The sequence below is a fragment of the Streptomyces sp. BL1 genome (assembly GCF_057628045.1).
This window is the reverse complement of sequence record NZ_JBXYWZ010000002.1, coordinates 5,452,362-5,473,318: the sequence shown is the minus strand read 5'-3', so window position 1 is coordinate 5,473,318 and position 20,957 is coordinate 5,452,362. Positions and strand designations below refer to the sequence as shown.

Annotated in this window: 20 protein-coding genes and 1 riboswitch; of the genes, 12 read left to right on the top strand and 8 right to left on the bottom strand. The window is 72.0% G+C overall.

Annotation, left to right across the window (positions count from 1 at the left end):
- Positions 1–54: 54 nt before the first annotated feature.
- Entirely contained in the window at positions 55–1,488 is a 1,434-nt protein-coding gene (locus AC3AGO_RS24015; RefSeq protein WP_487822301.1) for a glycosyltransferase family 4 protein, read from the bottom strand.
- 415 nt (positions 1,489–1,903) lie between these two features.
- Here AC3AGO_RS24015 and AC3AGO_RS24010 point away from each other — a divergent pair, with 415 nt between their 5' ends.
- Positions 1,904–2,467, top strand: coding sequence for a TetR family transcriptional regulator (locus AC3AGO_RS24010; RefSeq protein ID WP_487824784.1), 564 nt, complete (start codon positions 1,904–1,906; stop codon positions 2,465–2,467).
- Positions 2,468–2,917: 450 nt separating this feature from the next.
- Here the strand turns inward: AC3AGO_RS24010 and AC3AGO_RS24005 are convergent, their stop codons facing one another.
- Genes AC3AGO_RS24005 through AC3AGO_RS23995 form a run of 3 tightly spaced genes read right to left on the bottom strand, consistent with a single transcriptional unit; the run spans position 2,918 to position 5,429 of the window.
- Positions 2,918–3,796: a 5-oxoprolinase subunit C family protein gene (locus AC3AGO_RS24005; protein ID WP_487822300.1), complete on the bottom strand. Its 879-nt coding sequence runs from the start codon at positions 3,794–3,796 to the stop codon at positions 2,918–2,920.
- 5 nt (positions 3,797–3,801) lie between these two features.
- Positions 3,802–4,560 carry a 5-oxoprolinase subunit B family protein gene (locus AC3AGO_RS24000; RefSeq protein ID WP_487822299.1) on the bottom strand — a complete coding sequence of 253 codons (759 nt, stop codon included), beginning with the start codon at positions 4,558–4,560 and terminating at the stop codon, positions 3,802–3,804.
- On the bottom strand, positions 4,557–5,429 hold the full coding sequence (locus AC3AGO_RS23995; RefSeq protein WP_487822298.1) for a LamB/YcsF family protein: 873 nt from the start codon (positions 5,427–5,429) through the stop codon (positions 4,557–4,559). The genes AC3AGO_RS24000 and AC3AGO_RS23995 overlap by 4 nt, the downstream gene beginning before the upstream one ends.
- Before the next feature lie 81 nt (positions 5,430–5,510).
- Here AC3AGO_RS23995 and AC3AGO_RS23990 point away from each other — a divergent pair, with 81 nt between their 5' ends.
- From AC3AGO_RS23990 to AC3AGO_RS23970, 5 genes are all read left to right on the top strand, one after another.
- A complete protein-coding gene (locus AC3AGO_RS23990; protein ID WP_487822297.1) occupies positions 5,511–6,245 on the top strand; it encodes a GntR family transcriptional regulator in 735 nt (244 codons plus the stop codon).
- A gap of 217 nt (positions 6,246–6,462) precedes the next feature.
- Entirely contained in the window at positions 6,463–7,194 is a 732-nt protein-coding gene (locus AC3AGO_RS23985; RefSeq protein ID WP_487822296.1) for a DUF969 domain-containing protein, read from the top strand.
- On the top strand, positions 7,191–8,159 hold the full coding sequence (locus AC3AGO_RS23980) for a DUF979 domain-containing protein (protein ID WP_487822295.1): 969 nt from the start codon (positions 7,191–7,193) through the stop codon (positions 8,157–8,159). Before AC3AGO_RS23985 ends, AC3AGO_RS23980 begins: the two co-directional genes overlap by 4 nt.
- A 58-nt stretch (positions 8,160–8,217) precedes the next feature.
- Positions 8,218–8,871, top strand: a complete 654-nt coding sequence (gene pcp, locus AC3AGO_RS23975) for a pyroglutamyl-peptidase I (protein WP_487822294.1) — start codon at positions 8,218–8,220, stop codon at positions 8,869–8,871.
- Complete coding sequence (locus AC3AGO_RS23970) at positions 8,868–9,902, top strand: DUF2891 domain-containing protein (protein ID WP_487822293.1); 1,035 nt, start codon at positions 8,868–8,870, stop codon at positions 9,900–9,902. Before pcp ends, AC3AGO_RS23970 begins: the two co-directional genes overlap by 4 nt.
- A gap of 147 nt (positions 9,903–10,049) precedes the next feature.
- Here AC3AGO_RS23970 and AC3AGO_RS23965 read toward each other — a convergent pair whose 3' ends face one another.
- From AC3AGO_RS23965 to AC3AGO_RS23955, 3 genes are all read right to left on the bottom strand, one after another.
- Complete coding sequence (locus AC3AGO_RS23965) at positions 10,050–10,376, bottom strand: putative quinol monooxygenase (protein WP_487822292.1); 327 nt, start codon at positions 10,374–10,376, stop codon at positions 10,050–10,052.
- A gap of 147 nt (positions 10,377–10,523) precedes the next feature.
- The gene (locus AC3AGO_RS23960; protein ID WP_487822291.1) at positions 10,524–10,757 is read right to left on the bottom strand and encodes a ferredoxin; all 234 of its coding nucleotides are present in this window, start codon (positions 10,755–10,757) and stop codon (positions 10,524–10,526) included.
- Between the two features lie 5 nt (positions 10,758–10,762).
- Positions 10,763–12,214 carry an aldehyde dehydrogenase gene (locus tag AC3AGO_RS23955; protein ID WP_487822290.1) on the bottom strand — a complete coding sequence of 484 codons (1,452 nt, stop codon included), beginning with the start codon at positions 12,212–12,214 and terminating at the stop codon, positions 10,763–10,765.
- 224 nt (positions 12,215–12,438) lie between these two features.
- Here AC3AGO_RS23955 and AC3AGO_RS23950 point away from each other — a divergent pair, with 224 nt between their 5' ends.
- From AC3AGO_RS23950 to AC3AGO_RS23925, 6 genes are all read left to right on the top strand, one after another.
- On the top strand, positions 12,439–13,497 hold the full coding sequence (locus AC3AGO_RS23950) for a Strvi_7410 family MBL fold metallo-hydrolase (protein WP_487822289.1): 1,059 nt from the start codon (positions 12,439–12,441) through the stop codon (positions 13,495–13,497).
- A gap of 126 nt (positions 13,498–13,623) precedes the next feature.
- Positions 13,624–13,718, top strand: a riboswitch (cobalamin riboswitch).
- A gap of 95 nt (positions 13,719–13,813) precedes the next feature.
- Positions 13,814–15,175 carry an SCO2321 family membrane protein gene (locus AC3AGO_RS23945; RefSeq protein WP_487822288.1) on the top strand — a complete coding sequence of 454 codons (1,362 nt, stop codon included), beginning with the start codon at positions 13,814–13,816 and terminating at the stop codon, positions 15,173–15,175.
- A complete protein-coding gene (locus AC3AGO_RS23940; protein WP_487822287.1) occupies positions 15,175–15,858 on the top strand; it encodes an SCO2322 family protein in 684 nt (227 codons plus the stop codon). Before AC3AGO_RS23945 ends, AC3AGO_RS23940 begins: the two co-directional genes overlap by 1 nt.
- Entirely contained in the window at positions 15,855–16,997 is a 1,143-nt protein-coding gene (locus tag AC3AGO_RS23935; protein WP_487824783.1) for a CbiQ family ECF transporter T component, read from the top strand. Before AC3AGO_RS23940 ends, AC3AGO_RS23935 begins: the two co-directional genes overlap by 4 nt.
- Positions 16,994–18,619, top strand: coding sequence for an ABC transporter ATP-binding protein (locus AC3AGO_RS23930; RefSeq protein ID WP_487822286.1), 1,626 nt, complete (start codon positions 16,994–16,996; stop codon positions 18,617–18,619). The genes AC3AGO_RS23935 and AC3AGO_RS23930 overlap by 4 nt, the downstream gene beginning before the upstream one ends.
- Complete coding sequence (locus AC3AGO_RS23925; protein ID WP_487822285.1) at positions 18,616–19,497, top strand: ECF transporter S component; 882 nt, start codon at positions 18,616–18,618, stop codon at positions 19,495–19,497. The genes AC3AGO_RS23930 and AC3AGO_RS23925 overlap by 4 nt, the downstream gene beginning before the upstream one ends.
- A gap of 41 nt (positions 19,498–19,538) precedes the next feature.
- On the opposite strand, the gene AC3AGO_RS23920 is transcribed toward AC3AGO_RS23925, so the two are convergent.
- On the bottom strand, positions 19,539–20,708 hold the full coding sequence (locus tag AC3AGO_RS23920; RefSeq protein ID WP_487822284.1) for a steroid 3-ketoacyl-CoA thiolase: 1,170 nt from the start codon (positions 20,706–20,708) through the stop codon (positions 19,539–19,541).
- Positions 20,709–20,957 lie beyond the last annotated feature (249 nt).

Sequence of the window (20,957 nt, the reverse complement as noted above, 5' to 3'; positions counted from 1 at the left end):
GGGGAAAGTCAGGGGCCGGCCCCGAGGGGCTGTTCGGACCCCTCCGGGTGGACGTCAGACCCTTACGGGTGGCCGCTGCCGCTCCATCGCGGCCCGGTAGTGCCCTACGGTGCCGCGCGCCGCCTGCTCCCAGGTGAAGCGGCGCAGCACCCGGTCACGCCCCGCCGCGCCGAGTCTCGCGCGCAGTTCCCCGTCGCCCAGCAACCGGTTGAGGGCCGCGGCCAGCGCGCCCGCGTCGCCGGGCGGCACGGCGAGGCAGGTCTCCCCGTCGGCGCCGGCGACCTCGGGGATCGCACCCCCGGTGGTGGCGACCAGCGGCGTACCGGTGGCCATCGCCTCGGCGGCGGGCAGCGAGAACCCCTCGTACAGCGAGGGCACGCAGGCCACTTGGGCCGACCTGATGAGCCCGGCCAGTTCGGCGTCGCTGATGCCCTTGACGAACTCGACGTGCCCGGTGAGGCCGTACCGCTCGATGGCGGCGGCCACCGGGCCCTCCTCGGGCCGCTTCCCGACGACGACGAGGTGCGCCTCAGGGTTCTCCGTACGGACCTTGGCCAGCGCCTCCACGAGATACACGAGGCCCTTGAGGGGGACGTCCGCGCTGGAGGTGGTCACGATGCGGCCCGGCACGACCGGAACGGCCGGGTCCGGGGAGAACAGTTCGGCGTCGGCACCGATGTGCACGACGTGCACGCGCTCCTGGTCGACCCCTAGGTGTTCGGAGATCTCCTGGCGCGAGGACCCGGAGACGGTGAGCACGTTCGGCAGCCGGCGGGCCACCCGCTTCTGCATCCGCGTGAAGCCGTACCAGCGGCGTACGGAGGCACGGCCGCGCAGCCCTTCAGCGGCGTCCAGCTCCAGCTGCCGGTCCACGGTGATGGGGTGGTGAATGGTCGTCACCAGGGGCGCGCCGAGGGCGCGCGGGCCGCCGAGCAGCCCGTAACCGAGCGTCTGGTTGTCGTGCACGACGTCGAACTCGCCGCGGCGGGCCGCCAGATGACGGCGTGCACGCAGGGAGAACGTCAGCGGCTCGGGGAAACCCCCGGTCCACATCGTGCCGACCTCCAACAGGTCCACCCAGTCGCGGTATTCGGAGGCATTGGGGGTACGGAAGGGGTCGGGCTGGCGGTAGAGGTCGAGGCTCGGCAGCTCTGTGAGGGTGACCCCGTCGTCCAGTACGGGATAGGGCTGGGCACCTATCACCTCGACGGTGTGGCCGAGCCGGGCGAGCTCCCGGGAGAGATGGCGGACGTAGACGCCCTGACCACCGCAGAACGGATTCCCCTTGTAGCTCAGCAGCGCGATGCGGAGGGGGCGTTCGCCGCCCTCGCCTGCGGTGGTGCCGAGCGCCGTCTCGTGGGCGGGTGCGGCCGGGTGTGCGGGTGCGGACTCGCGTACGGGTGCGGATTCGGGTGCGACGGTCCCCTGAGGGGGACCGGAGCCGGTGTCCTGTACGGCCTCTGCGGTCACTCGCGGCCCCCTTCTCACTGCACTTTCGCCGGAGCGTAACCGCTCACGCTAACCTAGAACAAGTTTCAGGATTGACGGGACCGGCCTGGCCCTTGGTCATCCACGCGACATGAATTTACCGGCCGGTCACTTGTGCGGCGGCGCACAGCCAGGTGATTCGCGCCACCTCGGCGGCTCCTGCGAGGATGCGGGGTCTCCGGGAACGGCCCGCACACCATGGAGGGACGAGGGGACGGACAGGATGACGACACAGCCCAAAGCGTCCTCGACCCCGGCGGGTCCGGGTTCGGGCTCCGGGTCGGGTTCGGGTACGGGGCCCCGGTCGGGGTCGGGTTCCCGGTCGGGTTCGGGGTCCGGTTCCGCTTCTGCTTCCGGGGCGGCTTCGGGGTCGGGGTCCGGGGCGGGTGCGGGGTCCCCTTCGGGGTCCGCGCCGCTGACGGAGCGCCAGGAGGCGCGCCGCCGCCGGATCCTGCACACCACGGCACGGCTCGCCCGCCGCGGCGGCTTCGACGCGGTGCAGATGCGCGAGGTCGCCGAGTCCTCGAACGTGGCGCTCGGCACGCTGTACCGGTACTTCCCCTCGAAGATCCACCTGCTGGTCGCGACCATGCAGGACCAGCTCCAGCAGATGCACGAGACGCTGCACAAGCGGCCCCCGCCCGAGGAGGACCCGGCGGCGCGGGTCGCGGAGACCCTGATGCGGGCCTTCCGCGCCCTGCAACGGGAACCCCAACTGGCCGACGCGATGGTACGGGCGCTCACCTTCGCGGACCGCTCCGTGAGCCCCGAGGTCGACACGGTGTCCCGGCTCACGACGGCGATCATCCTCGACGCGATGGGCCTCGAGGAGGCCCCGACCCCCGAGCAACTGTCCGCGGTCCGCGTCATCGAACACACCTGGCACTCGGCGCTCATCACGTGGCTCTCGGGCCGCGCGTCGATCGCCCAGGTGAAAATCGACATCGAAACGGTGTGCAGACTGATCACCACGACGTGAGGGACGCGCCGAGGTGTGGGCAGCTGGTCCGCCCTTGGGGGGCGGCTGTGTTGGATGTGCGGCTCCGCCGCGCGGGGCGGGCCCACCTCGGTGTGGGCACGCGGTCCGCCCAAGGGGCGGAACGGGTGGGCACACCGGACCGCAAGCCGCGAGGTCTGTCCCGCCCGCACGCAACGCACGCGCCGCGGTGAGGGGTTGAGCCCCGGACCCGCCCCTACCCGTTTCTTCCAGGGCTCCGCCCCGGCCCCCGCCCCGCAGACGGGGAGAAAGAACCGGGGCCTCGCCCCGGAACCCACCGCGCCGCGCGGAAGGAAGAACCGGGGCTTCGCCCCGAAGCCGCGGGCGTTGCGTGCGGGGTACGAACCCCTGCGCGGGCGCACCTCGGCGGAGTGCAGGGGACCGCGTCCCGGGCGCGGGGAAAGGGGCCGGCGCCGCACAGGGGTTACGCCCTCACGTCAGGGTGAAGCGGAGGGGCGTTCCCGGTGGGGTCTGGGCCGCGGCCCACAACGCTCGGGGGTCCACCACTCCGATCACGGGGTAGCCGCCCGTGACGGGATGGTCGGCCAGGAAGACGACGGGGCGGCCGTCAGGGGGGACCTGGACCGCGCCCAGGACCATTCCCTCGCTGGCCAGTTCACCGTCGCGGGCCCGCTCCAGCGCCGGGCCCTCCGTGCGCAGGCCGATCCTGTTCGTGGCCGGCGACACCCGGTACTCCGACCCCGTGAGGGTCCGCAGCGCGCCCTCCGTGAACCAGTCGGCCCGTGGCCCGAGCCGTACGGGCAGCACCAACTCCCGTGGCGCCGCCGCCCAGGGAGCCGCCTCCACCGCGGGAGGCCCGCCAGGAGCCGACGCCGTCGGCACCGGCCCGGTCCGCAAGCAGTCGCCGTCCCGCAGGGGTTCGGGGCCGAGCCCCGAGAGGAGGTCGGTGGCGCGGCTGCCCAGTACGGGTTCCGCGTCCACGCCGCCCGCGAAGCCGATATAGGCGCGCAGCCCGTACGTCGCGGCCCCCGCTTCCAGGACGGCCCCGGCCGGAACCCGTACGGGCGTCCCCCAGGCCACCGGCCGGCCGTCCACCCGTACGGGACATGCGGCGCCCGTCACGACGGCGACGCCGCCCGAAAGGGCCCGTACCGCACAGCCGTTGAGGGTGGTCTCCAGGGTGGCCGCGCTCTCGGGGTTGCCCAGCAGCCGGTTCGCGAGCCGGTGTGCGGGTTCGTCGAGCGCCCCTGACCGGGGCACCCCCAGGTGGGCATGGCCCGCCCGGCCCAGGTCCTGCACGGTGGTGAGCGCCCCGGCGCGGACGACCTCCAGCTTTCCCGGACCCGCCATGCCCCTCACTCCTCTTCCGCCACGGCGGAGCCACCCGGCACGGACTCCGGGACATCCACGGCACCCACGGCACCCACGGCCCCCGCCGCGTCCACCGCATCCACCGCGTCCACCGCGACGAACCGCACCCGCGTCCCCGGCGTCAGCAGCGCCGCGGGATCCCGGTCCGGGTCCCACAGGACGGTCTCCGGCGACGCCGTACCGATCAACTGCCAGCCGCCGGGCGAGGAACGCGGATACACCCCGGTGTACGCGCCGGCGAGCCCTACCGCACCGACCGGCACCTTGGTACGCGGGCTGGAGCGGCGTGGTACGGCGAACTTCTCGTCCAGTCCCGTCAGATAGCCGAAGCCCGGCGCGAACCCGCAGAACGCCACCCGGAATTCGGTTCCGGCGTGCACCTGCGCAACCTCCTCGGGGGTGACCCCCCACAGCGCGGCGACGTCCTCCAGGTCGGGCCCGTCGTACCGCACGGGGATCTCCACTGCCGTGCCCGAGTCCCGGGTCAGCGGCGGAATGCGCCACCCGGGCAGTTCGGCGGCGAGCCTGTCGGGCGCGTCCAGCCCGTCGAGCAGCACGGTCCTGGCACCGGGCACGATCTCCCGTACGGACGGCAGCGTGCCCGCCGCGCGCCGCCGCAGCAGCTCGGCGTGCAGGGCCTCAGCGCCCTCCCCGGTGGGGAGTTCGACGAGCAGCCCGTGCCGCCCGACGGTACGCACGACCGGGCGATCGACCAGGTTCGCCGCCTCGAACGACGCGGTCACGCGAAGGCCCGTACCGCGACGCCCGCCGCCGCCAGCTCGTCCCGTACGCGCCGCGCCAGCCGCGCCGCGTCCGGGGTGTCGCCGTGTACGCACAAGGAGCGGGCCCGCATCCGCAGCGTCCCGCCGTCGGCCGTCGTGACCTCACCGTCCCGGGCGAGACCGACGGACCGCTTGATCACCTGGTCCGGGTCGACGATGACAGCATGCGGCTCGCTCCTCGGTACCAGGGTTCCGTCGGGGCGGTAGCCGCGGTCCGCGAACGCCTCGCGGACGACCGGCAGTCCGGCCTCCCCCGCCGCGTCGTGCAGCTGCGATCCGGGAAGTCCGAGCACCGGCAGCGGCGCCCCCGCGGATCCGGCGGTGCCGGCGAGCCGTACGCCTTCGACAATGGCGGCGGCCTGTTCGGCGTCCCGTACCGCGCGGTTGTAGAGCGCCCCGTGGGGCTTCACGTACGCGACGTGGGCGCCCGCGGCGCGGGCGAAGATCTCCAGGGCGCCGATCTGGTAGGCGACTTCGGCGGCCAGCTCGTCGGCGGGCACGTCCATCGCGCGCCGCCCGAATCCGGCGAGGTCCCGGTAGGAGACCTGTGCGCCGATGCGGACGCCGCGCTCCACGGCGAGATCGCACACCCGCCGCATGGTGGCGGGGTCGCCGGCGTGGAAGCCGCACGCCACGTTGGCGCTGGTCACCGAGGAGAGCAGCGCCTCGTCGTCGGTGAGCTGCCAGCGTCCGAACCCTTCGCCGAGATCGGCGTTGAGATCGATGGCAGGCTCGGAGGCGGGTCCCGCAGCGGCCGGCGCGACGGCCGGGGCGCCCTGCGGGGTGGCGGTCGGGTGCGCAGCAGGAGCCGCAGTCGGGTTCGCAGTCATCGACGGCAACGTATGGGATCGTTGAACGATCCGGCAAGAGTTTTGTTGTTTCGCACGCGTTTCTGGGCTTGACTGGGCCCCATGACCGCCGACTCCGCAGACCGGCCGGCACCCGACGCCGTGGCCGGACTGTCCGAACTCGCCGCCGACCGCGCCCTGCTGGGCCGCACCAGCACGGCGGAGCGAGTGGCCGGCATCCTGCGCGAACGGATCGCCCAGGGCCTGTTCCTGCCCGGCGTCCGGCTCTCCGAGGACCGGATCTGCGCGGCCCTGGGGATCTCCAGGAACACCCTGCGCGAGTCCTTCCGGCTGCTGACGCACGAGCGCCTGCTGGAGCACCGTCTCAACAAGGGGACATTCGTCCGCCTGCTCAGCCAGGCGGACCTGGTGGACATTTACCGCGTAAGGCGCCTTGTCGAATGCGCGGCACTGCGCGGACTCGGCGAGCCCCCGTACCGGCTGGACGACGTCGAGGCGGCCGTCGTCCACGGCGAGCAGTCCGCCGCCGAGGGCGACTGGCACGGCTGCGCCACCGCCAACATCCGCTTCCACCAGGCGATCGCCGGTCTCGCGGAGAGCACCCGCACGGACGATCTGATGCGCGGCGTCCTGGCGGAACTGCGCCTCGCGTTCCACATCATGGACAACCCGCGCCGCTTCCACGAGCCGTATCTCACACGGAACCGGGAGATCCTCAACGTTCTCGCGTCCGGCGACGCGGAGTCCGCCGAGCGGCTGCTCGGCTTCTATCTCGAGGACTCCCGGCGGCAGTTGACCGAGGCGTACCCGGCGCCTCCGGTCGGCCGTCAGGGCTGACGGGCAGGCGCGTACGCCCTCTCGGCGCGCTCCGGCGCACACCGCGCGCCGAAAAGAAGGCCGTCTCACACTCTTGTCGGATCGTTGAACGATCCAATAGCCTCCCTGCAATTCGCTACTTCAGCGCGCCTCCCCACGAGCATCCGCCGACGCCCGCGTGCCGTACGGCCCCGTTCCGCCCGTGCCGAGGCGCCCCACGCACGGAAGGCCGACAGACATGATCGTTCTGCTCGGCGTCCTCGTGGTGATCCTCGGATTCGCCACGCGGCGCAACCCTCTGCTGGTGGTCGGCGTGGCCGGGATCGCCACCGGACTGCTGGGCAAGCTCTCCCCCGTCGAGATCCTCAGGACCTTCGGGGAGGGCTTCGCCTCCAGCCGTTCGGTGACGATCTTCGCCATCACCCTGCCCATCATCGGCCTGCTGGAGCGCAACGGCCTCCAGCAGCAGGCCCGTACGCTGATCGGGAAGCTCGGAAAGCTCACCACCGGCCGCTTCCTGGCCCTCTATCTGCTGCTCCGGCAGGTCACCGCCGCGGTCGGGCTGCAGACCATCGCAGGCCCCGCGCAGAGCGTCCGCCCGATGATCGCGCCGATGGCGGAGGCCGCGGCCGAGCGCCGCAACGGCGGCCGTCCGCTGCCGGAGAAGGTCCGCGAGAAGGTTCGTTCACACGCCGCCGGATCCGACAACGTCGGACTGTTCTTCGGTGAGGACTGCTTCCTCGCCGTCGGTTCGATCCTGCTCATCACCGGATTCGTGAACAGCACGTACAACACCCATCTGGAACCGCTGCAGCTCGCACTGTGGGCGATCCCCAGCGCGGTGTGCGCCTTCCTCATACACGGCTCGCGGCTCATACGGCTGGACCGGACGCTGGAACGTGAACTGGCCACCGCCCACGCGGAGACGGCCGCCGGGCCCGCGCCCGCCGCAGAGGAGGCCGCCAAGTGATCAAGTCGGAGTGGTTCTTCTGGCTCGTCGGCGCCGTCTTCCTCGTGATGGCCGCGCAGATGCTCTTCGACCGCAGCAACGCCAAGCGCTACGGCTCGGCGTCCTTCTGGGGCCTGCTCGGCATCAGCTTCTTCTACAGCACCTGGGTCACCGCGAAGACCGCGCCGGCCGAACCCCTCGGCGTCGCCGTACTGGTGCTGATCTGTCTGGGCGGCTTCAACCTCACCGGAAAGGGCACCCCCGACACCACGAACGAGAAGCAGCGCACTCAACTCGCCGCGCGCTGGGGCAACAAGCTCTTCATCCCCGCGCTGACCATCCCCGTCGTGGCGATGCTCTGCGCGGTGCTCGGCCCCAAGGTGAAGGTCGGCGGCGAGCCGCTGCTGGAGACGGGCAGCGAGACCATCCTCGGGCTCGGCGTCGGCGCGCTCGTCGCCCTCGGCGTCGGCATGTGGGTGCTCCGCGAACCCCGCGTCTCCGTGCCCGTACACGCGGGCCGCGGACTGCTGGAGGCAATGGGCTGGGCACTGCTGCTGCCGCAGCTGCTGGCCGTACTGGGCTCCATATTCCAGGCGGCCGGCGTCGGTACCCAGGTACGCACCCTCACCGAGGCCATCCTGCCGGAGGGCCAGAAGCTCGCCGCCGTGGCGCTCTACTGCGTCGGCATGGCCGCCTTCACGGTCGTCATGGGCAACGCCTTCGCCGCGTTCCCCGTGCTGACGGCGGCCGTCGGCTGGCCCGTGCTCATCGAGCAGATGCACGCCAACCCCGCGGCCGTCCTGGCCACCGGCATGCTGGCCGGCTTCTGCGGCACGCTGCTCACCCCCATGGCGGCGAACTTCAACCTCGTGCCCGCCGCACTCCTCGAACTCAAGGACCGGTACGGGCCGATCAAGGCGCAGGCCCCCACAGCGCTGGTCATGATCGGCTGCAACATCCTCATCATCTACTTCTTCGCCTTCTAGCCATCCGGCTCACCGGCCATCCGGTCAGCGGCAACGTCAGAGAAGGGAGGGCCCGCTCATGACGTCACGGGTCCTGGTCACCGGCTTCGAACCGTTCGGCGGCGACACCGTCAACGCCTCGTGGCAGGCCGCGCGCAGTCTGGCCGCGGAACCGCCGCCCGGCGTGCTGGTCACACCGGCCGAACTGAGCTGCGTCTTCGGCACGGCCATCGCGGAACTGCGCAGGGCTGTCGCCGACGTACAGCCCGACCTGGTGCTGTGCGTCGGTGAGGCGGGAGGCCGGCAGGACATCTCGGTGGAACGTGTCGCCCTGAATGTCGACGACGCGCGGATCCCCGACAACGCGGGACGGCAGCCCATCGACGAACCGATCGTCGAAGGCGGCTCCGCGGCGTACTTCGCCTCGCTCCCCGTCAAGGCGTGCGTGGCGGCGGCCCGTGCGGCAGGCGTGCCGGCATCCGTCTCACAGACGGCCGGCACGTTCGTGTGCAACCACGTGTCCTACGGGCTCGGCCACTTGATCGCCACCGAACGTCCCGGCCTGCGCGGCGGGTTCATCCATGTGCCCCTCACGCCGGAGCAGACGGTCACCCGGCCGAACCCCTCGCTGTCCGTACGGGACGCCGCGGCGGGTCTCGCGGCCATCGTCACCGAAGCGCTCCGTACGCCGGCGGACGCGGACCTCAAGGTGACGGGCGGGGCGACACATTGACCGGGACAGCCGAGACGGTGGGCGGCGCTTCCTCCGTCGCCGCGCGTGCCGGGACGTACGCGGCGGTCGCCCTCGGCAACGTCACCCGTGAATACCCCAACGCTCCGGCCCACTTGCTGACCTCCCCCGCCGAACTGGTGCCGCCCCGCACTCTCCATCCGGCCTTCTACGGCGCGTACGACTGGCACTCGTCGGTGCACATGCACTGGCTGCTGGTGCACCTTCTGCGCCACCATCCTGACCGGGTCGCCGCGAGCCACGGGGACATCGTCCGCGCACTGGACGACCACCTCACCCCGGACAACCTGACGGCCGAAGCGTCCTATCTGCGGGACCACCCGTCCTTTGAACGGCCGTACGGCTGGGCGTGGTTGCTGGCGCTCACGGCGGAGTGCACGGCGGCCGGTACCGGGAACCGCTGGCACACGGCGCTCGCCCCGGCGGCCCGCACCGTGGCCGAACTGCTGCTCGCGTGGCTGCCCAAGGCCACGTATCCCGTACGTCACGGCACGCACGCCAACAGTGCGTTCGCTCTCGGTCTTGTGCTGGACAGTGCGCAGGCGGCAGGCGTGCCGGAGCTCGTGGAGCCCGTGGCGGCAAAACTGCGCACATGGTTCGCCGACGACCACGGGGCGGCACTCCGCTGGGAGCCCTCGGGGCAGGACTTCCTGTCTCCCCTGCTCACCGAGGCCGACGCGATGCGCCGCGTCCTCTCCCCGGGAGACTTCACGGACTGGCTGACGGGCTTCCTGCCGGAACTGTCCGGGGCGGAGGGCGAGTTCCTGCCGGTACCGCACATCTCCGATCCGTCCGACCCGCAGATCGGTCACCTTCTGGGCCTGTGCCTGAGCCGCAGTCTGGCCCTGCGCAACGTGGCGTCTGCCCTCCCCGCGGACGACCCTCGTACGGGCCGTCTCGGTGGGGCGGCGCGGGCTCATCTGTCGGCGGCTCTCCCGGCGACCACGTCGGGCGACTTCACCACGGACCACTGGCTGGCCACGTTCGCGACCCTCGCGCTGGAAGCGGGCTGACGGCGGTACTGGCAGCGGTGTGCCGGGGCAGGTGAGGGCCTGCCCCGGCACGGTGCAGAACTGTGCGCGGTGTGAAACGCGCACAGTTCTGCACTCAGGTGCCCGCAGAACTGTGCGCGGGCGACGCCTGGTTGGGGCGCGCAGCTGTCAGAGCGCGCCTGCGGACGGGTCGCCCGCCGGCAGCGCCGACAGTACGGCGATGTCGACGGGCTCGGAGAGCAGTCCGTCCAGCGCCACATTCAGGTCCTTGAGCGCGGGAGCCTTGCCGTGCACGCCCAGCGCCTCGGCGCTGCTCCACTTCTCCACCAGCACCAGCCGGTCCTCCGCCTCGTGCAGGGCGTACAGCTCACAGCCTGGCTCGGCGTGCACACGCTCGGCCGCCTCCCGCAGCGCGTCGATCGCACGCGTACGGGACGCGGGCAGCGGACGGAACGTCGCGACGACGATGACGGGCTTGTCGTCCGATGCGGTCATCTACAGCACCTCTTCGCTCTCCGGAAACTCCAGCAACACCATGCTCCCAGCAGCACCCCGGAAGGGGCGCGGGGAACTGCGCGAACCCACAGCGGGGACCGCAGCCGCCCAACACCCGCAACGGGGCACACAAGCGCCCCGGAGCAGTCAGTCGTCCGGCGGGAACACCGCGTCGCCCGTGTCCGCCAGCGTGATGAGGATGGCTTCCGCGGGACAGCTCTCGGCAGCGCCGAGGACCGTCTCGGACGGGTCGCGTTCCGTTGCGCGGGGCTGCGACTGGCGTGCCGAGTCCAGTTGGAAGGCCTCCGGCGCGCTGCCGACGCACAGTCCGGACCCGAAGCACAGTCCGCGGTCGACCTCGACGTGCCAGCGGTCACCCATCGCGTTCAGCCCTCCGCCGGCAGGTGGATGGTCTTGGCCTCCGTGTAGGCGGCGAATCCCTCGGGGCCGAACTCCCGTCCCAGACCGGAGTTCTTGAAGCCGCCGAACGGTCCGAGCATGTCGAGGCTGAAGGTGTTCACGGAGTACGTGCCCGTGCGCACCTTGCGGGCGATGTCCGTGCCGCGTTCGGTGTCCGCCGTCCACACGCTGCCGGACAGTCCGTACTCCGAGTCGCCGGCTATCCGGACGGCCTCTTCCTCGGTGTCGTACGGGATGAGGCACACCACCGGGCCGAAGATCTCCTCACGGGCGACCCGCATGCCGTTGCCGACGTCCCCGAAGAGGGTCGGCTCGACGTACCAGCCTGTCGGCTGGTCCTCCGGACGGCCGCCGCCCGTCAGGACCTTGGCGCCCTCCTTCTGGCCGAGGGCGATGTAGTCGAGGGAGCGCTTGCGCTGCCGTTCGGCGACCAGTGGGCCGAGTTCCGTCGCCGGGTCGAGCGGGTCACCGACCGTCAGCCCGGAGGCAGCGGCGGTGAACCGTTCGGCGATCTCGTCGTAGTGGCTGCGCGGCGCGAGGATCCGCGTCTGCGCCACACACGCCTGCCCGTTGATCATCCAGGCGAAGGGGGTGATGCCGGCGACGGCGGCCTCCAGGTCGGCATCGGGCAGGATGACCGCCGCCGACTTGCCGCCCAACTCCAGGGTGACCCGGGTCAGATGGCGCGAGGCCACCTCCATGACACGCTTGCCCGCCGCGACGGAACCGGTGAACGACACTTTGTCCACGCCGGGGTGGCCCACCAGATACTCGCTGACCTCCCGGTCGGCGGGCAGGATGGACAGCACCCCCTCCGGCAGCCCGGCCTCCGTGGCGATCTCCGCCAGGATGTACGCGTCGAGCGGCGTCTCCGGGGACACCTTCAGCACCACCGAGCACCCGGCGAGCAGGGCGGGCGCCAGCTTCGCCGCCGCGGTGAACTGCGGCACGTTCCACGGCACCACGGCGGCCACCACGCCCGCCGGTTCACGCCGTACGAGCAGCGGACCGAGCACACCGGCCCGCTTCTCCTCGAACTCGAAGTCCCGCGCGATGGCGAGCGCCGAGTCCCACACCATCATCGCGGCGAGCGACTGCACCATGACGCCGGTCGTGTACGGGGTGCCGTTCTGGGCGCTGATGAGCCGCGCGATCTCGTCGCTGCGGGCCGCGAAGCCGTCCTTGATGCGGGTGACGACCTCGATCCGTTCTTCCACGGAACGATCCGCCCACTCGCCCGATTCGAAGGACCGGCGGGCCACGGCGACGGCCCGGTCGACGTCCTCGCGGGAGGCGTGCGGGGTACGGCCGATGAGCTGTTCACTGTGCGGCGATATGACGTCGATGGTTTCCGTACCCGCGGGATCGGCCATCTTGCCGCCGATGTAGAGCTGTCCGTGTTCGATCAGGTCGGTCATCCCGTGCCTGCCTCTCCCGACTGCGGCTCCTGTAAAAGCGTCTGACGGCGCATCAGAACTGATACCAGTTCTACTTATACTCGGCAATGCTTGCGCCGGGGGGCATGGTGATCCCATGGACCCACGGGCCGCGTACGACAGACGGACCCGCGCACAACGCGCGCAGAGCGACAACCGCACGACCGACGCACCAGCCCGAGCAGCAGAGTGAGGGGAATGCGCCCATGACCGGTGAGCCGCACGTGACCGACCACGGCGGCGGGGTGTGGAGCATCCCCGTGCCGATTCCGGACAACCCACTGGGACACACGCTCGTCCACGTCCTCGACACCGACCGGGGGCCGGTGCTCGTGGACACCGGCTGGGACGACCCCACCGCGTGGGACACGCTGACCAACGGCCTCTCACAGTGCGGCACTTCCGTCGCCGAACTGCACGGCGTACTGGTCACCCACCACCATCCCGACCACCACGGACTGTCCGCACAGGTACGGGAGGCGTCGGGCGCCTGGATCGCCATGCACGCGGCGGACACGGCTGTCGTACAGCGCGCCCGTACGACCGGATCGCTCGAGTGGCTGGGGTACTTGAGGGACAAGCTCACCGCGGCCGGCGCCCCCGAGGAGCACACCGCGCCCCTGACCGCGGCGCTCGACGCCGGATACGCGCGGGACGTGCCCGGTCTGCACGCTGCGCTGCCCGACCGGGACATACCGCCCGGCGAACTGCTCGACCTGCCCGGCAGGCGGCTGCGCGCCATATGGACCCCCGGCCACACCCCGGGCCACGTGTGCCTGCACCTGGAGGAGGAGCACCCCGCGGGTCCCGAACGACCGGGCACGGGGCGGCTGTTCTCCGGCGACCACCTGCTGCCGGAGATCTCCCCGCACATCGGCCTGTACGAGGATCCGGACGACGCCACACCCGGCGACCCCCTCGGGGACTACCTCGACTCCCTGGAGCGCATCGGACGCCTCCGGCCCGCCGAAGTGCTGCCCGCGCACCAGTACGCGTTCGCGGACGCCACGGGCCGCGTGCGCGAGCTGCTGGAGCACCATGCGCAACGGCTGGCCGCACTGCGCGGACTGCTGACAGGCACACCGCTGACACCGTGGCAGCTGGCAGTACGGATGGAATGGAACCGCCCGTGGGAGGAGATCCGGGCCGGCTCGCGGAACATCGCGGTCGCCGAGGCGGAGGCCCATCTGCGACGCCTGGTCAAACTGGGCGAAGCGGAGACCGTCCCGGACACCGATCCGGTGACGTACAGGGCGACGGACTGAGACAGGTGGACGGACCGAGTCACAAGTGGGCGGACCGAGATGCGGCCGGGTGCGGTCCGGGACGGGTGAACGGCCGTCTTCCGGACACGCTCTAAGGTAGACAGCACAGACATCGCTGCCGATCGGGGGAAGCCGGTGGAAATCCGGCGCTGACCCGCAACCGTGAGCGGTGCCCTGCCTCCCGTACGCGGGCGGCGGGGCGGCCCGCGAGCCGGAGCACCCGGTCGGCAGCACGGCTCACGCGTCCGACGGCACACCCGCCGGCGGACGTGCAACGCACCGTCGAGGTATACGGAGGCGAGCCCGGTGTGCCGCCGTGCCCAGCGCACGGCAGCGCGTCCGTGCGCGGCTGCGGACCCGCCCCGGCGGTCCCGGTCACGGCTCACCGAAAGGCACCGTCATGTTCCTGCGCCGCAAGGCAGCGGCCCCGGCCTCCGCCGTCGCCGCCCTCGTGCTGTGCGGACTCACAGCCCCGGCAGCACTGGCCGACGACTCGCCGTCCTCCGGCGCCCCGTCGGCGAAACTGCCGGACGGTCTCTACGGGAAAGCCGACCCGAAGTTCGACGGAGTGTGGCGGCAGTCCCTCACACTGCTCGCGCAGGACGCGGCGGGCGCCGTACCGGCCGGGAAGGCCGTGGACTGGCTGACCGGACAGCAGTGCGCCGACGGCTCGTTCACCGCGTACAGGTCCGCCCCGGGCAGCAAGTGCGACGCGAAGAAAACGCCCTCCGACACGAACGCGACCTCCGTCGCCGTGCAGGCGCTGGCCGCCGTCGGCGGACACACGAACACGGTCAACAAGGCGACCGGCTGGCTCAAGTCGGTGCAGAACAAGGACGGCGGCTGGGGCTTCGGAGCGGGCGGCCCGTCCGACGCCAACTCCACCTCCGTCGTCATCGGCGCCCTTTCGGCAGCCGGCGAAAAGGTCGACGGTGCCGGCGGGAAGAAGTCCCCGTACGACGCGCTCGCCGCCCTCCAGCTCGGCTGTGACGCACCGGCCGCGAGCAGGGGCGCGTACGCCTATCAGCCCGGCAAGGACGGCAAGCTCGCCGCCAACGACGACGCCACGGCCGCCGCCGCGCTGGCCGGCCTCGGCGAGGGGATGGCAGTCGAACCCCTCGGCGAGGACGAGGAGGACCGGCCCCTCAAGCCGCTGGACTGCGCCGGGGGTTCACAGGCGGCACAGGACAAACCGCTGGCACACGACAAGGCCGCCGACGCGGGCGCGGCCTATCTGGCGTCCGTGATGAAGAAGAACGGCGGACACCTCGACTCGGTCATGCCGGGTGCGAAGGGGCAGCCCGACTACGCCAACACCGCCGACGCGGTGATCGCCCTCGCCGCCGGCGGGCACTCCGCGGCCGCGCAGCGCTCCCTCGACTGGCTGGCCGGAAACCTCGACAAGTGGAACAAGGCGAAGAGCGACCCGGCGGCCATCGCGACGGTGATGATGGCCGTCCACGCGACGGGCGGCGACCCGGCTGAGCTCGGCGGCACCGACCTGCTGAAGCGCCTCGACGCGACAGGGCCGGCGCCGGCGAAGCTGCCGGAGAGCCCCAAGTCCGCCTCCGGGGACGGCGGGAGCGGCACGGTGGTCGCCTGGTCGCTCGCGGGCGCCGCCGTGGTCGTCGTCGCGGGCCTTGTCCTCGTCGTCCGCCGCAAGCGGCAGGGGCAGTGATGGCCCGCCGCACCAAAAGCGCGCTGCTCGCTCTGCTGCTGCCCGCCCTCGCACTGCTCGGCCAGGGCACCGCACAGGCCGTCGACGGCTACCGCTACTGGTCGTTCTGGGAGCAGAAGGACGCCAAGTGGACGTACGCCACCCAGGGTCCGTCCGTACTGCGCCCCGCGGACGGTGACGTCATCGGGTTCCGCTTCGCCGTCAGCAAGGACTCCAAGGACGCCGCCACCCCGCGCGGCACCGCACAGTTCGACACGGTCTGCGGCGACACGAAGGACAAGGCGGGTGCCAAACGGATCGCCGTCAGCGTGGACTTCGGTACCGCGGCCGACGCGCCGAAAGGCGACACCCCGCCACGGCGGCTGACGGAGTGCGCCCGTGTCGCACAGGACGCGACCGCGGCCGAAGCACTCGCGCGCGTGGCCGCACCGCTGCGCTACAACTCCGACTCCCTGCTGTGCGCCGCCAAGGGCTACCCGAAGAGCGGCTGCGGCGAACAGTTGTCGGGCGACAACAGCGAAGAAAGCAGCGACAGTTCGGCCGGCAAGGACGACAGCACGGCGTCCAACGGGGATGACGGCGACGGCGGGCTGCCTACCGGCGTCGGCGTCGGCGCGGGAGTCGTCGTCATCGCCGGTCTCGCCGGAGCGGCGGTGTGGCAGGCACGCCGCCGCGGGGAGTGAGCCGCGTGCGCGCACATCTGCGCCCTCCTCCGGCCTCCCGCAGTGAAGCGCTGCACCCCGGCGCGTGGTGGCTGTGGGCGCTCGGTCTGGCGACTGCCGCCTCCCGTACGACCAATCCGCTGCTGCTGGCCCTGCTGACCGCCGTCGCCGGCTACGTGGTCGCGGCGCGCCGTACGGACGCGCCGTGGGCACGTTCGTACGGCGCGTTCCTGAAGCTCGGTCTGCTGGTCATCGGCATCCGTCTGGTGTTCGCCTTCTTCCTCGGCTCACCTGTCCCCGGCACGCACACCGTGGTCACCCTGCCCGAAGTCCCGCTGCCCGACTGGGCGCAGGGCGTCCGCATCGGCGGGCGCGTGACGGCCGAGGGGATGGTGTTCGCGCTGTACGACGGGCTGAAACTCGCGACGCTGCTCATCTGCGTCGGCGCCGCCAACGCGCTGGCCAACCCGGCACGGCTGCTGAAGTCCCTGCCGGGCGCCCTGTACGAGGCGGGTGTCGCCGTGGTCGTCGCCATGACGTTCGCGCCGAACCTGGTCGCCGACGTACAGCGGCTGCGTGCCGCACGCCGGCTGCGCGGCAGGGACGACAAGGGGCTGCGCGGACTGCCCCAGGTCGGACTGCCGGTGCTGGAGGGCGCGTTGGAGCGCTCGGTGGCGCTGGCGGCCGCCATGGACGCCCGCGGGTACGGCCGCACCGCACAGGTGCCGCCCGCCGTCCGCCGGACGACGACCGTTCTCACCCTGGGCGGACTGCTCGGCGTGTGCGTGGGCACGTACGCACTGCTGGCCGCCGAAGGGGCGGCGTTCGGGCTGCCGTTGCTGCTGTGCGGACTCGTGCTGGCGCTGGCCGGACTGCGGCTCGGCGGCAGACGCAGCGTCCGCACCCGCTACCGCCCGGACCGCTGGGGTGCGCGCGCCTGGCTGGTGACCGGGTCCGGAGTGGCCGTCGCGGCGCTCATGATCTGGGCGAACAGCGCGTACCCCGCCGCCCTCCACCCGCCGGCCGTCCCGCTGACCGTGCCGGAACTTCCCCTGTGGCCCGCGGCGGCCACACTGCTCGGCCTGCTGCCGGCGTTCGTGGCGCCGGCGCCCGGGGGCCGGGCACAGCACCACCAGGACGACTGGAGTGACCGCACGTGATCCGCTTCGACCAGGTCTCCGTCACGTACGAGGGGCAGGCCGAACCCGCCCTGCACCACGTCGACCTGGAGGTGCCGGAGGGGGAACTGTGCCTGCTCGTCGGCCCGTCCGGCGTCGGCAAGTCCACCCTCCTGAACGCGGTGTGCGGGCTCGTTCCGCACTTCACCGGGGGCACGCTGCGCGGCAAGGTCACCGTGGCGGGCCGCGACACCCGTACGCACAAACCGCGCGAACTGGCCGACGTCGTCGGCACCGTGGGACAGGACCCCCTCGCGCACTTCGTCACCGACACGGTCGAGGACGAACTGGCCTACGGCATGGAGTCCCTGGGCCTGCCGCCCGGCACGATGCGCCGCCGCGTCGAGGAGACCCTCGATCTGCTCGGCCTCAACGACCTGCGCGACCGCCCCCTCGCCACCCTCTCCGGCGGCCAGCGGCAGCGGGTCGCCATCGGCTCCGTCCTCACCCCCCACCCACGCGTCCTCGTCCTGGACGAGCCGACCTCCGCGCTCGACCCGGCGGCAGCCGAGGAAGTGCTCGCCGTCCTGCAGCGGCTCGTGCACGACCTGGGCACGACCGTCCTGATGGCCGAGCACAGGCTGGAACGCGTCGTCCAGTACGCCGATCAGGTCCTCCTGCTGCCCGCCCCCGGCGCACCGGCACAACTGGGCGACCCCGCCCGCATGATGGCCGTCTCCCCTGTCGTCCCGCCTGTCGTCGATCTCGGCCGGACTGCGGGCTGGTCCCCGCTGCCGCTGTCCGTACGGGACGCGCGCCGCGCCGCCGGTCCCCTCCGCGAACGCCTCGCCGGGCACCCGCCGCCCTCCACCGGGAACGGCACCCCGCAGGACGGTGCGCCGCTGGCGGAGCTCTCCCGGCTGACGCTCAGGAGGGGCCGCGTCACCGCACTGCGCGAGGCATCGCTCACCGTACGGCCGGGTGAAACGGTCGCCCTGATGGGCCGCAACGGGGCCGGAAAGTCCACCCTGTTGAACACGCTGGCCGGTATGCACACACCCACCTCGGGCACGGTCACCGTGGGCGGCCTCACCCCGCACCGCACCCGCCCCGCACGACTGCTGCGCCATGTGGGCCTCGTACCGCAGGAGCCCCGCGACCTGCTGTACGCGGACACGGTGGCAGCCGAGTGCGCGGCAGCCGACACGGACGCCGGCGCACAGTCCGGCACGTGCCGCGCCCTGGTGTCCGAACTGCTGCCCGGCATCACGGACGACACCCATCCCCGCGATCTGTCGGAGGGTCAGCGCCTCGCCCTCGCCCTCGCGGTGGTGCTCACGGCGAGCCCGCCCCTGCTGCTGCTCGACGAGCCCACCCGCGGCCTCGACTACGCGGCGAAGTCCCGGCTCACGGGCGTACTGCGCGGTCTTGCGGCACAGGGGCACGGCATCGTCCTGGCCACCCACGACGTGGAGCTGGCGGCCGAACTGGCCCACCGTGTCGTCATCCTGGCGCAGGGCGAACCGGTGGCCGACGGGCCCACGGCCGAAGTGGTCACCTCCTCCCCCGCGTACGCCCCTCAGATCGCCAAGATCATCGCCCAGGACGCCTGGCTCACCGCCTCGCAGGTCCGCGCGGCACTCCCCGGGCAGGCCACCCGATGAGCCCCGGCCGGTCCCCGTCCTCCGCGAAAGCCGTCCCGTCCCCGTCAGGGGCGCCCCGGGCGGACGGGCCCGTACGCCGGCGCACGCAGGCCGTGCGACTGGGCCCCCGTTCGATCGCCGCGCTGGTCCTCACCTCCGCCGCCGGAGCCGCCGCCTTCGCCTGGCCCCTGCTGGCCGACACCACCTCCGGGCTGGCCCACTCCCGGGACGCGCCCTGGCTGTTCGCGGCGCTGCTTCCGCTGCTCCTCGCCGTCGCCGTCGCGACTGTCGCCGACACCGGCCTCGACGCGAAGGCCGTCGCGATGCTCGGCGTACTCGCCGCGGCCGGCGCCGCACTCCGCCCCCTCGGCGCCGGCACCGCGGGACTGGAGCCGATGTTCTTCCTGATGGTGCTCTCCGGCCGCGTCCTCGGCCCCGGATTCGGCTTCGTACTGGGCGCGTTGTCGATGTTCGCGGGCGCGCTGCTCACCGGCGGAGTCGGCCCCTGGATGCCGTTCCAGATGCTCGCGATGGGCTGGGTGTCCATGGGCGCCGGGCTCCTCCCCCGCCCCCTGGAGCTGCGCGGGCGCGCCGAACTGCTGCTGCTCGCCGCGTACGGCGCCCTCGCGGCGCTGCTCTACGGCCTGGTGATGAACCTTCAGGGCTGGCCGTACATCGCGGGCCTCGGCTCGGGCATCTCCTTCGTACCGGGCGACCCGCTGCACGAGAACCTCACCCGGTACCTCGCGTACGTGCTGGCGACGTCCCTCGGCTGGGACGTCCCCCGCGCACTGCTGACCGTCGTGCTCACCCTCACCCTGGGCGGCACACTCCTGCGCGCCCTCCGCCGGGCCACCCGCCGCGCGGCCTTCGACGCACCGGTGACCTTCTCACCGTAGGCCGCGCGAAGAGGGGCACTGTCCGGCTGAGAGACGCGTCCCTACAGCCGCTGCAGAATGGTGGCCGTCGACAGGGCGCCGCCCGCACACATGGTGACGAGGGCGAACTCCTTGTCCTGGCGTTCCAGTTCGTGCAGAGCCGTCGTGATGAGCCGCGCCCCCGAGGCGCCCACGGGGTGCCCCAGGGCGATCGCGCCGCCGTTCACGTTGACCTTCGAGAGGTCCTGCTCGAAGACCTGCGCCCAGGACAGCACGACGGAGGCGAACGCCTCGTTGATCTCGACGATGCCGATGTCCTTCAGCGACATTCCGGCCTTGCCCAGGACCGCACGTGTGGCGTCGATCGGACCGTCCAGATGGTAGTGCGGGTCGGCGCCGACGAGTGCCTGGGCGACGATGCGTGCCCGCGGTTTCAGCTTCAGCGCCCGTGCCATCCGTTTCGACGCCCACATGACGGCACTCGCACCGTCGGAGATCTGCGAGGAGTTGCCCGCGGTGTGCACGGCGGACGGCATGACGGGCTTGAGGCTCGCCAGCGCTTCCATGGACGTGTCCCGCAGCCCCTCGTCGCGTTCGACGTGCCGCCACATGCCCTGTCCGGCGGCCTGTTCCTCCTCGGACGTGGGCACCTGGACGGCGAACGTCTCGCGCTTGAAGCGCTCCTCGGCCCAGGCGGTCGCGGCCCGCTCCTGCGACAACAGGCCCAGCGAGTCGACCCGTTCGCGGGTCAGCCCCCGATTGCGGGCGATGCGCTCGGCGGCCTCGAACTGGTTGGGCAGATCGACGTTCCATTCGTCCGGCCACGGCTTGCCCGGACCGTGCTTCGACGCACTGCCCAACGGCACCCGGGACATGGCCTCCACACCGCAGCCGATGCCGATGTCGATGACACCCGCGGCGACCATGTTGGCCACCATGTGGTTCGCCTGCTGCGAGGAGCCGCACTGACAGTCGACGGTCGTCGCCGCGGTCTCGTACGGCAGGCCCATCGCCAGCCAGGCGTTGCGCGCCGGGTTCATGGACTGTTCGCCAGCGTGGGTGACGGTGCCGCCGACGATCTGCTCCACACAGTCGGCGTGTATGCCCGTACGGCCCAGGAGTTCGCGGTAGGTCTCCCCCAGCAGATAGGCCGGATGGAGATTCGCCAGGGCCCCTCCACGCCGGCCGATGGGGGTGCGCACTGCTTCGACGATGACGGGTTCTGCGGCCATGGGTCGTCCCTCCGGGCGGCGCGGCAGCGGCTCAAAACCTGGAAACCAGAAACGAGTTCTAGTTACACAAACAGTCTTATGAGCCTCGCGCCCGCCGCGCAAGGGTCGTGCACGGGTCCCGCGCGCCCGTATGCGGAATCCCCGCCGTCGTGCCTCTTGCCACTTGTAGAACCCGTTACTACCTTCAAGGCCGCCTTCTGATGGGCCGTCAGAGATCGCCGGAGGGCCGGGCTCCGCCGCCCGGGCCTC

Coding starts and splice junctions, on each gene's coding strand:
- AC3AGO_RS24005 (WP_487822300.1), bottom strand. CDS start 3,796: ATGGCGGGTCCGGGAAAGCTGGAGGTCGTCCGCGCCGGGGCGCTCACC.
- AC3AGO_RS23995 (WP_487822298.1), bottom strand. CDS start 5,429: ATGACTGCGAACCCGACTGCGGCTCCTGCTGCGCACCCGACCGCCACC.
- AC3AGO_RS23990 (WP_487822297.1), top strand. CDS start 5,511: ATGACCGCCGACTCCGCAGACCGGCCGGCACCCGACGCCGTGGCCGGA.
- AC3AGO_RS23985 (WP_487822296.1), top strand. CDS start 6,463: ATGATCGTTCTGCTCGGCGTCCTCGTGGTGATCCTCGGATTCGCCACG.
- pcp (WP_487822294.1), top strand. CDS start 8,218: ATGACGTCACGGGTCCTGGTCACCGGCTTCGAACCGTTCGGCGGCGAC.
- AC3AGO_RS23965 (WP_487822292.1), bottom strand. CDS start 10,376: ATGACCGCATCGGACGACAAGCCCGTCATCGTCGTCGCGACGTTCCGT.
- AC3AGO_RS23960 (WP_487822291.1), bottom strand. CDS start 10,757: ATGGGTGACCGCTGGCACGTCGAGGTCGACCGCGGACTGTGCTTCGGG.
- AC3AGO_RS23955 (WP_487822290.1), bottom strand. CDS start 12,214: ATGACCGACCTGATCGAACACGGACAGCTCTACATCGGCGGCAAGATG.
- AC3AGO_RS23950 (WP_487822289.1), top strand. CDS start 12,439: ATGACCGGTGAGCCGCACGTGACCGACCACGGCGGCGGGGTGTGGAGC.
- AC3AGO_RS23940 (WP_487822287.1), top strand. CDS start 15,175: ATGGCCCGCCGCACCAAAAGCGCGCTGCTCGCTCTGCTGCTGCCCGCC.
- AC3AGO_RS23925 (WP_487822285.1), top strand. CDS start 18,616: ATGAGCCCCGGCCGGTCCCCGTCCTCCGCGAAAGCCGTCCCGTCCCCG.
- AC3AGO_RS23920 (WP_487822284.1), bottom strand. CDS start 20,708: ATGGCCGCAGAACCCGTCATCGTCGAAGCAGTGCGCACCCCCATCGGC.